This is a genomic window from Paraburkholderia sp. EG304 (genome assembly GCF_046543485.1).
GTDB lineage: Bacteria > Pseudomonadota > Gammaproteobacteria > Burkholderiales > Burkholderiaceae > Paraburkholderia > Paraburkholderia youngii.
On the sequence record NZ_JBKGUA010000101.1, the window covers coordinates 1 to 10888 of the forward strand.

Here is a 10888-nt window from a genome sequence, read left to right on the forward strand (position 1 = left end):
GGCCGGGTCTGTTTGCTCACTGGATTCTGGCGCAGAACGGTGGGCAATAGGAGCCGGATGAATTGAGAGATTCACGTCCGGTTCTGAGAGGGCCTGCGGGTGCGATTCCCGCGGGCTACTCACCTAAGGGTGTGTCAAAACTCGAAATTACCCGGCTTTCGGGTGTCACTTTACCCCTCCCCAAGTGCAACGAAGCCGGTACAGAGCATTCTGATGGGTCGACTTTTGCGCCCGACGTCGAAGCCGCACGTTTTGACACACCCTCGGCCGCGCCCTGACAGCGACGCAGACTCTACAATCAACGACGCGCGTCGAGTACAAGAAAAATCGAGTAAAGCCGGTAGAGAAATCCGGGAGATTTGCGACTTACCGCCCCAGTCGCCCCATACAGCCGAAGATGCTTACAACCGCGAAAGCGACGAGGAGCGAGCCGACCAAGAGGTAAGCGAGGAGAAATTTGATCGGTGATTCGGACTTGTATATGTCGCCCCCGAAACGTCCATGGACCTTTTCTTCCGTTCGATAGCTTGATAGCGTCGCGATTAAGCCGCCCGCTGATCCGACGAGAGTTCCGATCCAGCCGAAATGGATACCGTTGATCGGGTATGCAATGCATATTCCCCATGAAACGAGGGCCACCGTCAGGAGAGCCCCGACCATTCTATTCACTTTGGTAGTCGATTTCGAAGGACGACATCCAAATTGTCAACGATCTACGCACTGATGTCGAATGGCCGAAGGTGACCGGACAGCGCCCGAGTACCGTCCGGCCGCCTGTCGTTCAAACCTCTGTCTGTTTCGCCATCTCGAGAGCGTCGTCGACCTCAATGCCAAGGTATCGAACGGTACTCTCGAGCTTTGCGTGACCGAGCAGCAACTGTATCGCGCGCAGGTTCTTTGTGCGCCGGTAAATCAGCGACGCTTTCGTTCGACGCATTGAATGCGTTCCGTAAGCTGTATCGTCGAGCCCGATCGACCGTATCCGGCGATGGACAAGGCGGGCGTACTGGCGCGTCGAAAGATGGGCTGAGCCGTGAATGCGGCTTGGGAAGAGATAGTCGCTCGACGACGGTCCCGCCTCTCGAATCCACGCAGCGGCGCTCTCCCGGGTCTGTTCAGTGATTTCAAACTGGACCGGCCGCTGGGTCTTCTGCTGCATTACGGTCGCCCTTGGTGCCACACGCGAGCCAAGACAGATATCCCTCACTCGCAATTTCGTTAGATCGCACGCTCTCAACTTGCTGTCGATCGCGAGGTTGAACAGCGCGAGCTCGCGCGCTCTTCCAGCAAGCTGCAGGCGGATACGGATTCCCCAAATCTCCCTCAGCTTCAGTGGCAGCTTCTGCCCCGTCAGCTTGTCCTTGTTCCACGGTACACGGCCGACGCCCGGGTTGATGGTGGCTTCCATGACGAATCTCCTTTCGAAGGACGGGAGAATCAGTTTGCACCCGGCGCCGCCGCGCAATACCCGACCCGGAGGCGACACTCACAATCCCCCACGGCGGCCATTCAGATTGGCGACAAAGTACGCCCAGTGCGGTTTGAGCAGAGCCCGATTGGCCCCCACTCGTTCCGCGCGATGGCCAATACTGTCGTGGTGCACTCGCGGCCCTTGAAGCGTCGATCATTGACGCGTTCTGATTGAACACGCTTTCCAACCGTTTTGCAGAGCCTTATCGCCGCCGTGTTGTCCGACGTCTCCGCAAGGATTCGCTGAACTGCGAATTCGAGGAAGCCAAATTCCAGCGAGGCGACCATTAAGTGATTGTGCTTATATCGCCGCAATGCATTGTCATGCGATCTGCTGAACCCATTGACTCCGCCAACGCGGCGCTTCAAAGGGATCTGAAAAGTACTGGGTCTCGTGAATGACCTTCCCGTTGCGGAACTCCATGATGCTTACCGTGTAAGCCGGCCGCCCGTTATAGGTGATGGAGTATTCCGTGATCCATAGATTACCTTTTCCTTGAATTCGCCTGACATCGAAACCTGCTGGCTTGCCTGGATGATGACTCCGCAGTGCCTGCAAATTCATTCGCCCGAGGATTCGTTCACCCGACTGGGGATAGTCACAGATGGCATCGTCATCGTAAATATCGTGTTCTGCGTCGAGATCGCCGGCCGCCGACGCTTGCCAGTGCGCATTCAGGGCTTCACGTATTTTCTCTTCCTGCATGGAGTGCCTCCGGCTGCCGTTTACGTTCACCTATTGCGGGCGTCGTGGAATAAACCCGGGCGCCCGTCCTGACGACATCGAGACTCCACGAAGCATGTGCTCAATCGGGGTCTCAACTTCATAGTGATGGGCATCTGTTAGCAAGGGGACGACTTCACGAATTGTGTACGAACTTCGAGTCGGTGTCGAACGACCGTTTCTGGCCGGGTTGAGGCAGCGCCCTGCGTAACTCGCTCGCCGGAAACCGGCCATTGAGGGAAGGCGCGCAAGACATCTGCTAGCCAAACTGGACGACAGCCTCGAACGGCCGCTGATGGCCCGATCTGTGTCCCGCGATCGAGCATCACGGCCCGCACGCAGTCACCGTTGAAGCCAATCGCCGCGACCAATGCCATAAATGCGATCGCACTCGTCGTATGCCTCCTCGAGCGTGGCATACCAATGATCGGAGGTCGGAGATGCCTCTTCTGTGGATTCGTACCGCATCAGCAGAAAGCTTCCGTCGTTAAGCTGTTCAATCTCGACTTTCCAGGTCGTGCCTGGCTTGCGCCTCGGCCATCAAGAGATGTCCGTGTCGGTGCCCAAATCCGCATAGGTAATTCGCGTCCGTTGAACGTAGTGTTTGGAGGGTCGTCAAGCCTGGCCGACACTGACCTGAAAAAGAGGGCTGGTGCCGGCCACTTATCCGGGTCTATCCATTCCGGGCGAAGCCCGCGAATGTGTTCTTTTCGGACCTGCTCCATCGATTCCACGTTGCCCAGATCGGCCTCAATCTCACCGACGCAGCCCCAGCAGTCGCCGCCGCAGTTCATCGACAAGGGGTCGTCGGGCTGGTCGAGTGACCGCCCACATATCCGACATTTCATCGCTAGCTTTCCGGTATGTGAAGTAGCCAAATTGTCAGCGATTCGTGCAGGTACGTCGACCGGCCGGTCATGGCCGACCGCCGCCCGTGCGGTCGGCCGTACCCGGCCTGAGCGGACTTCTGATGTCTCGCGGCGGCAATGACTGCACGCCAAGGGAGGCAGTCGTTCGGTTGGGCACCGGTTGGGGACGGTCGCAGGTCTCCCGTTGTTCAGGGAAAAGGCGGGTAAATTATCAGTTTGATAACTCCGTCCGGCTGTCGAAGGCTTCATCGAAGTGACGCGACAGAAAACGGCGCAATGGAAATGCGGCTTCAGCACTACAATCTGGACGATGAAGCGCGAACGGAACTGCTAGGGTATCTAGTGGTTGCTCAACTCATCGCGCGAGCAAGCACGGGGCAATGGCTTGAAGCAGCGGATGTCTGCGAATCTGTACTGCTTTGGCTCTCGGCTAATGATGGCAATTGCGGTGCCCGGGAACGCTCTGAGTTGTCGCGGCTTTCGGTCGCCGCGGCTGAACAGTTTGTCGGCTTGCCGCCGTTCGACGATGAAGCGAGTTTAATTCAAATGATCTTGGCCCTGAACCGTCTTGACTATCGCAAAGCCGACGTCAAAAAAATATTGGCAGTTTGCGGTGAATACATCACGCATCGTCATGGCGCAGGCTGGTCCTGATAGGACAGTCAAGCCGTAAGCAGGCATGCCAGCGTCAAAGCACATTTGTTAGCCGTGACCGACGAGCGCGCGTCGCGCATCTGCCGAGTTTCAGAGTACGTCGGCCGTTCGAGTGACGACTGCACGCCTTCGGCGGCAGAAAGTGGCCGGGTCCTGCCAGCCGTCCAACGCTGGCTCCCGGCCGCCGCCGCCGCGCCGGGGAATGCACCAAACCGACCCCGAGCGGTCATACGCGGTCGCGACAGGCGGAAGGCCGCTTCCAAGGTATTACGGCCCGTCAAGTCGTCGGCCCGGACGGCAAGTGCTCTGCCGTCGCGGTCGTGCGCCGCCATCGGACTTTCCACTCGATGAGAGGCCGTTGGTGAGAAACAGGTTAGACCGAGGTGCAGTCACGCGCAGTATTCAATCTGCCGTAGCATCGGCGACGAGCCTTGGATCTGAGGCCGTGTTGACGTGGTTTGCCACAGAGCTTGTTGCCGCGCGACGCTCGGTGTCATATGCGGTCAAGAGCTCCGCTGCCTTCGGGGCATTCAGCTCACGATTCGTCCGGGTGCACGAAGGCTCGACCAGGACCACTCGCACGCCAAACTGTCGGGTCTCATGGTCCAGGCTCTCCGACATCCCTTCGATGGAGTGTTTAGTTGCCGAGTAGAGGCCCATATAGGGCGCTGGCAGGAATCTGTGTCCAGTTCGCGTAGTCCTGCGGTACAGAGCCAAAGACCATATGCTCGCGGTCGGCGAATTGCTTCGCTGTGGCTCGGCCAATCCCTGAGGAAACCCCTGTGACGAAAACAACGAGTGGCTTGGACATTTTGAAACTCCAACCTGACGGGGTTCAATGGCTAACCGCCGCCACAGGCGAAAGAATGTCGGCAACTGCTTTCGGGTCATCAACTTGAGGCCAGTGGTTAAGCGGCAGAAGGTGAAGTTCGGCGTGCTTGAACTGTTTGGCTAAGTCTTTGGCAACACCTACGTTTAGGAACGGATCGCCTTCACCCCAAATCAGGGTCACGGGCATTTCGAGGCTTGCCAGTTTGTCCACTGCTTTGCGGTTCTCCTCAACGTTCTTGTTCAGGTCTCCGGTCATCAAGTTAAATCCACGGATCGAATCGAGTTTTTCGAAGTTGTCTTCGATCATCGGTAGCAAACTGCTCTTCAATTTTGTTCGGATTTTTTCAGGCGCATCCGCCACGAATTGGTTGGCCTGGTAGCTCAACAGCCAGTTCCGTAGAGTCGTGTTGCTCATGACTGCTTCGGCGGCGGGCTTGAGCCATCCAGTAGAGCTCAGTCGGATCAACTGCGGCAGCTTCAGGGTCGGCGTATCGGCGTAGTAGGTGTTGAGCAGGACGATCGCGCTGACACGGTCTTGGTGCTTGCGTGCGTAGTTGATCACCGCCGGGCCACCTGCGTCATGTGCCACTGGAATGAAGGACTTCAGGTGCAATGCGTCGGCGACCGCCGCAAGATCGGATTCCTGCTGGTCAAATGAATACTGGAAGGTGCCTGATTTTTCCGAATCTCCAAAGCCTAGGAAATCAAACGTGATGACACGTTGGCCGCGCTCGGAAAGGATGGGCGCCAACTCGTCATAAATTCGATGGTTGTCTGGAAAGCCATGAACCATGACCATTGCCGGCTCCGCACCGGGATAGTCTTTCACGTAGATGGACTGACCTGCTTTCTCGATGCGAAGCTCGTGGACCCCGGTCTTCCCGGTGGCGCCAGTGATGAGATTTTTACGCTGTTCCATGAGTTGCTCCAATCTGTGAATGTGTCCGACAGGTTTAAATCGCCCTGAGGTGCTGCTTCACATCCTCCAGAATCGCCGTTGAAGCGTCGGAATCTTCAACGACTCTTGACATCGTTACGGCCCCAATCATGGCCGCCACTGCGAACACAGCGGACGACCTGGCGGCCTTTGGCGGCTGACCGCCCATACGCTTCGCCAGTACATCGACCAGCTCTTCAAAACCTTGCGCGGCGGCTGCCCGCGTCTGCTCATCAGCCCTGGCGAGTTCGCTCCCCATCGCTGCCAGCGGACACCCGCCTGTCTGCGTGTCGCGGTGGTCCTCAGAGACATAGGCATTGACGACAGCGGAAAGTCCGCTGTCCGCATCGCTATCTAGCGCGGCGGCCTCGAGCCCGTCGATGACCTCGGTCATCGACTGCAAACACGCTTCTGCGACCAATTGATCCTTCGACGAAAAATGCCGATAAAACCCACCCTGCGTGAGGCCTAACGGCAACATCACGTCGTTCAATCCCGTCGCCTGGATGCCGTGGAGCCGGAACTCTCGCGCTGCGGCCTCGACAATGCGGCGGCGGGTATCCGCTGCTTCAACCTTGGACTTGCGCATCAGCTTGCTCCGTGTCGTTTGTGTGTGGTCGCTAAACATCTTATTTAGATGGTAGGTAACATCTAAACAGAAGTCAAGAAAGAAACCTGCGGGATCGCGGTCTTGGAACTGCAGGAGCACGAGAGGGCACGGACCCGCCTAGCGGCTGCCGTCGGATTTCCGGCGGAGAAAGTAGCTGCTGCGGCGCTTTTATTGCGATGCGCGCAGCAAGACGAGGTGGAAGAGCATCCTATTCGAAGGCCTGCAGTCCCTTCACTACGGCGGGACGCTGCGCGACAGCCTGAAACCACCGCATCAAGGCCGGGTGATGGGGCCACTGAATATTGCCGCTGAGCGCACGCGCGATGGTGAACGCCGCAATGTCGGCAAGCGAAAACGCATCGCCAGCCATGAATGCCGTCGACGCCAGGAATTGCTCCGCTTCGATGAGTGCAGCTCTTGCTAGTTCATGGATGTGCGAGGCCTGGGCGCTCGCGCCGGTTTGCTCAAGCCGGAATGCACTGTGACTTACCGCGATCACGTCAGTCAGAAAATAGAAAAAGCGCTCATAGACCTTGGCGCGTGCCACCGGATCGGCGGGCAGGAGCTTGTTCTTGGAGCGCTCGGCCGCAAACAGCATGATGGCATTCGACTGCGTCAACACGAAATTGCCGCCGTTCCGGTACTCGACAAGTACCGGAACCTTGCCGAAGACATTCAGGACGCGATGTTGCTCGCTGCGCTGTTCGCCCGCAGCCAGGTTGATCCGCCTGACCGTGTAGAGGAAGTCCGCCTCGTCAAGCGCGATCGCGGCACGGATACAGTTGCCAGTCAACGCTCCATACAGTTCGATCGAACCTTGCAAAATGCGCCCTGCCTCATTTGGGTCCATGCTGCCTCACGCTAGGCCACCGGCAAACACTGGCCGATTTCAGGCGGCCGAGGGGAGGGGCGCCGGTCGGCGCAACCCGTTGTCGTCACTCAGTTTACGCTGCTTCGCCGGCCGTACAACGGTCATTCGCGGGCAGAAAATGGTGAATTGCGAGCTTTCCGCTGCTGGATTGGCAGAGCTCAGCTAGCGCCCCTAGGTTGTAGCGGATGACCGGGCCGGCCACCCGCGCTTCGGCGATCCGTAATCCGCACGCGCGCAGCGCGTATGTGCGGGCTGCGGGGGATTTTCGCATCCGTGAAGGTCCGCTCCAAGAGTGAGATTGCCGCTCGAATGACCTCGTGGCGACAGTGTTGAATGGCGTTGGTGGCCGGGTCCTGCCTTGGGGCGGTTCCGCAGGACACGACCCGTTCGAGTCGCCTGACGGCGATCGGCCGCACGCGACCCACTCCTGTCAGATGACCTTCTCCACACCGGTCAGTCAGCTAAGTTCAGTTTCTGTCAACCGGAGTGCCCATAAACGACCGTCGGCGACTTAACCCAATCGGCCAGGAGATGCCATTGAGCTCCGCCTGCCACGGACCATTCGGTCGGCTGCTAGGCCTTGGACAACGGTCCTTCGCGCTCTTGATCGAAAGAAGCTCACTTGCCCCCACCCAGTCCGACGTATCCCGGCGGTTCCGGTGCGAGTTCGACGTCTTTTCCTGTTTTCCAGACGGCAGCTGCGGCTTCAGCTTGCTTGATCTGCTCACGTGTCAAGTAGGCCGCATTGTCAGGCAGCGTCTTTTGGGCGAACTCATACCCGCGCGTCGCCGAGACAGACTCCCACGCGTAGCCACGGCGCAAGTCCTTCTCGATTCCGAGGCCCGTTATGTAAGCCCAGCCGAGCTCGAACTGTGCGCGGTTGTCGCCCGCGATAGCCGCCGGCTTCAGCCACTTGACCGCCAAAGCGTAGTCCCTCGGCACGTGGGTCCCATGCTGGTACAGCGACCCATACATCGATTGCGCATGCGCGTCGCCGCGCTCCGCCGCGCGCCGTATCCAGTCGAGGCCTTCGTGGTCGTTCTGAGCGACGCCTTCGCCTAGCATCAGCAGCCGGCCCATTGAAACTTGTGCATCGGGGTTGCCATGTTCGGCAGCCTTGCGGTACCAGCTATAGGCGGTGGTCAAGTTCTTCTCGACCCCAGCGCCGTGTTCGTACAGAAATCCGATTCCCGCTTCACCGGCAGGGATGCCGAGTGCGGCCGCGCGCTCGTACCACTGCATGGCAGCGTTGTAGTCGGGTTTCCCGATAACGCCTTGGTACAGCAATCCCGCGAGTTCGGCAAACGCGTTAGGTTCCCCAGCGTCGGCGGCCTTGCGATACCACTCGTACGCGATTGCCTTGTTCACGGGGACGCCCAAGCCGTTCGCATAGCAGCGACCAAGATTCGTGTACCCCTGTGGAATATTCGCGGCGGCCGCCTTTCGAAAGTGAAGCAGCGCCAGGTCGTAGTCGACCGAAACGCCCGGGCCGCCGGACTCGTAGATGGCGCCGATATTGTTTTCCGCGATGACCGCACCAAGCGCCAGGGCTTTCTCGTAGAGTTTGAGGGCATGAGCGACGTCACGCGGGACGCCGGTTCCGCTCTGGTACATCGAGCCGAGGTTATAAGCCGCAGCAGTGCTCTTGTCCGCCGCGAGACTGAACCAGCGCGCCGCCTGTGCGTTGTCGACTGAAACGCCTAACCCTCGCATATAGAGCACGCCCAAGCCCGCTTGGGCGGCGGGCAGCCCCTGTTCTGCGTACTTGCGATAGATCGCCACTGCCCGCGGGTAGTTTCGTTCATCGGCCTGGCCGTACATGTACCACGACGCAAGGCCGATTTCGCCTTCGGGACTACCTGCGCCGGCTGCCTGCTTAAAGAGGGCTAGCGCCCCGGCGGGGTCGCGCGGCATGCCAAGTCCATACATCATCATGGTGCCGAGATCCACTTGTGCGCGCGGACTTCCCGCTGCGGCGAGACTCCGCAATTCCGCGGCTGCATCGGCGGTTCGGTTTTCAGAAAGCGCGTGTTCGGCGGCCTCAATGTCACCGTACGCAAGCCCCGCGGAAAGCGAAAAGGAGAGCGCGATCATGGCAGTGCGGTAGCCGGAGAAGCGCCGGACAGGAGGTATATGCATGGCGTGGGATGATTAATACGACATGAAGCAAGCCAAACTTTTCACGGTCAGTTGAAACGGCGAAGATTAACCGAAGAATGGCCTGCTTGCCCGCTTATTTCGCCCATAGCGAACCGGCGCACATTTTGCGCCGGGGGATGTGCTGCCGATCGACGCGAAGATGCGCCGCGTTCATCGTCGGGTGCCGCGCCTTCGACGATTCGCTTTGCACCCGTGCGGCTGGCTATAACGGCTCGGCGCAGCCTCGCCCGATCCGGGCATACTTCGAAGTCGAAGCTTCGTTCCGTTGATCTGTTCCAATGTCGCTTTCACCACAGGAAGCGGCCGTTGACATGGTCAACGGTGCAATGGCCGTAACGGGTTGGGCTGACTCCATCCGCGCTTCGAACTCATCGCAGAACAGCGGCCATTGGTATTTCGCTGCCCGAAAGCGGCCGGTTGTCAGCGCGCACTCCCGACCCGGAGCAGCCATTTGAGTTTTCCGAAAGCGGTCATTCTCCACTCGGCTGACGAACGTAATAGATGTCCCATTCCGCTTCGTCAGTCTGCATGAAGCCATGCCGCTGATAAAAGCGGTTTGAATCGCTACCGCGCAAGGCGCCTAGGCGGATTGGCATGTGATGGGCGTCGGCATCCTTGAATACGTCCAGTAAAACTGCTGCGCCAATACCCTTACCCTGGTGTTCCGGCAAGATATAAAGGTGGTCCAGAAGCCAGTGGTCTTGTTGTGGGCGAACCAGAATAAAGCCTGCCCGAACACCATCGGCCTCAATGAATCGGCATAGAGAAGGATCAAACGATGTCAAGAAACGCTCGCGAGCGCGTTGCGGATGGAAGCGCCCGATGCGCTCCAGACTCTCGCGCATAGCGGCAATACGAATGTCGACTAGGGTGTCCGCATCGGACCGGGCTGTGGCAAGGAAGGCTAAATTCACAGGTAACGATTTCTTGGTCGCTATTAATGCCGATGCATTGGCCACGTTCAAATCGTTCGTCCAATAGTGCGTGTCTGGAGCGAATTTCGCAACGTCCGAAACTGGCTGTTCTCACCCTTTCTCACGGCCCGGCTCAACTGGCTCTTGCTCGTCTTGAGAAAGAAGGTCGGATAGTTCAGACGCGGAGAGGCGCTTCATCTTCTTTTCGAGCTTGCGATCGTATTGCCGGTCGTTTGGCTCTGAGCCCTGAGCCTTGCGGGCGTACTGCTGGACGAAGCGACTAAGCTCGCCAGCTAGCCGGGTTTTTGTGCGGTTCGTAGTCATGTGTGGATCCGGTGCCAATCCAAGTCAGGTCTTGCGTCAGCCTGCGCCGATTGTCGGCGATTCAGGTCCTGACGTCGACTGACCGTTCCTGGCCGGTCGGGGCTTTATCGACGCTCTCCGTCGTTGGACGTAAGGCGAAGGATGACCTCATACGCTGACTGTTCGCTCTGCGTGGCAAGAAGAGCGTCTTCCGGGGAAAGCTCGAGTTCCCGGATCTGAACCACTAGCTCACCAGCGTCATATCGAAGAAAGTAGCAACCCGAGCGCCGCAATATATCGATACCAAAACCGGAAAAAACGTGCTGATCATCCATAAGCTGCCGTTTCATATGCGCGGGCGCGGTGGCCGATATTGTCGGCGATCTAAGCGATGACGTCGAGTGACCGAAAGTGGCCGAAGGACTGATATGACTTTCCGTGTCAATCGCGATCGGTTCTCGGTCTGGGTACATCTGAATTTCCTGAGGGCGACGTAGCAGTACGTCTCGACGGTGGGTCACACTGATATCCGCGGGTTGGTTACC

At 58.5% G+C, this 10888-nt stretch carries 11 protein-coding genes; 1 reads left to right on the forward strand and 10 read right to left on the reverse strand.

The window, feature by feature from the left end:
- Positions 1 to 781: 781 nt before the first annotated feature.
- Positions 782 to 1408: a tyrosine-type recombinase/integrase gene (locus ACLFKU_RS40840; protein WP_410852998.1), complete on the reverse strand. Its 627-nt coding sequence runs from the start codon at positions 1406 to 1408 to the stop codon at positions 782 to 784.
- Positions 1409 to 1792: 384 nt separating this feature from the next.
- Positions 1793 to 2176 (reverse strand): nuclear transport factor 2 family protein, encoded by a 384-nt coding sequence (locus ACLFKU_RS40845; RefSeq protein WP_410852999.1) that lies wholly within the window; start codon positions 2174 to 2176, stop codon positions 1793 to 1795.
- Between the two features lie 1163 nt (positions 2177 to 3339).
- Here ACLFKU_RS40845 and ACLFKU_RS40850 point away from each other — a divergent pair.
- Positions 3340 to 3717 carry a hypothetical protein gene (locus tag ACLFKU_RS40850; RefSeq protein WP_410853000.1) on the forward strand — a complete coding sequence of 126 codons (378 nt, stop codon included), beginning with the start codon at positions 3340 to 3342 and terminating at the stop codon, positions 3715 to 3717.
- A gap of 402 nt (positions 3718 to 4119) precedes the next feature.
- Here ACLFKU_RS40850 and ACLFKU_RS40855 read toward each other — a convergent pair whose 3' ends face one another.
- The 8 genes from ACLFKU_RS40855 to ACLFKU_RS40890 all read right to left on the reverse strand — a co-directional run.
- Complete coding sequence (locus ACLFKU_RS40855; protein ID WP_410853001.1) at positions 4120 to 4608, reverse strand: SDR family NAD(P)-dependent oxidoreductase; 489 nt, start codon at positions 4606 to 4608, stop codon at positions 4120 to 4122.
- Positions 4553 to 5467, reverse strand: coding sequence for an alpha/beta fold hydrolase (locus tag ACLFKU_RS40860; protein WP_410853002.1), 915 nt, complete (start codon positions 5465 to 5467; stop codon positions 4553 to 4555). Before ACLFKU_RS40860 ends, ACLFKU_RS40855 begins: the two co-directional genes overlap by 56 nt.
- A gap of 34 nt (positions 5468 to 5501) precedes the next feature.
- The gene (locus ACLFKU_RS40865; protein WP_410852965.1) at positions 5502 to 6074 is read right to left on the reverse strand and encodes a TetR/AcrR family transcriptional regulator; all 573 of its coding nucleotides are present in this window, start codon (positions 6072 to 6074) and stop codon (positions 5502 to 5504) included.
- Between the two features lie 229 nt (positions 6075 to 6303).
- Entirely contained in the window at positions 6304 to 6945 is a 642-nt protein-coding gene (locus ACLFKU_RS40870) for a glutathione S-transferase family protein (RefSeq protein WP_410853003.1), read from the reverse strand.
- 639 nt (positions 6946 to 7584) lie between these two features.
- Positions 7585 to 9060: a tetratricopeptide repeat protein gene (locus ACLFKU_RS40875; protein ID WP_410853004.1), complete on the reverse strand. Its 1476-nt coding sequence runs from the start codon at positions 9058 to 9060 to the stop codon at positions 7585 to 7587.
- 536 nt (positions 9061 to 9596) lie between these two features.
- Entirely contained in the window at positions 9597 to 10040 is a 444-nt protein-coding gene (locus ACLFKU_RS40880) for a GNAT family N-acetyltransferase (protein WP_410853007.1), read from the reverse strand.
- Positions 10041 to 10151: 111 nt separating this feature from the next.
- A complete protein-coding gene (locus tag ACLFKU_RS40885) occupies positions 10152 to 10364 on the reverse strand; it encodes a hypothetical protein (protein WP_410853005.1) in 213 nt (70 codons plus the stop codon).
- A gap of 104 nt (positions 10365 to 10468) precedes the next feature.
- The coding region (locus ACLFKU_RS40890) for a hypothetical protein (RefSeq protein ID WP_410853006.1) at positions 10469 to 10888 on the reverse strand (420 nt) is incomplete at its 5' end.

Coding starts and splice junctions, on each gene's coding strand:
- ACLFKU_RS40840 (WP_410852998.1), bottom strand. CDS start 1,408: ATGGAAGCCACCATCAACCCGGGCGTCGGCCGTGTACCGTGGAACAAG.
- ACLFKU_RS40845 (WP_410852999.1), bottom strand. CDS start 2,176: ATGCAGGAAGAGAAAATACGTGAAGCCCTGAATGCGCACTGGCAAGCG.
- ACLFKU_RS40850 (WP_410853000.1), top strand. CDS start 3,340: ATGGAAATGCGGCTTCAGCACTACAATCTGGACGATGAAGCGCGAACG.
- ACLFKU_RS40855 (WP_410853001.1), bottom strand. CDS start 4,608: ATGACCCGAAAGCAGTTGCCGACATTCTTTCGCCTGTGGCGGCGGTTA.
- ACLFKU_RS40860 (WP_410853002.1), bottom strand. CDS start 5,467: ATGGAACAGCGTAAAAATCTCATCACTGGCGCCACCGGGAAGACCGGG.
- ACLFKU_RS40865 (WP_410852965.1), bottom strand. CDS start 6,074: ATGCGCAAGTCCAAGGTTGAAGCAGCGGATACCCGCCGCCGCATTGTC.
- ACLFKU_RS40870 (WP_410853003.1), bottom strand. CDS start 6,945: ATGGACCCAAATGAGGCAGGGCGCATTTTGCAAGGTTCGATCGAACTG.
- ACLFKU_RS40875 (WP_410853004.1), bottom strand. CDS start 9,060: ATGATCGCGCTCTCCTTTTCGCTTTCCGCGGGGCTTGCGTACGGTGAC.
- ACLFKU_RS40885 (WP_410853005.1), bottom strand. CDS start 10,364: ATGACTACGAACCGCACAAAAACCCGGCTAGCTGGCGAGCTTAGTCGC.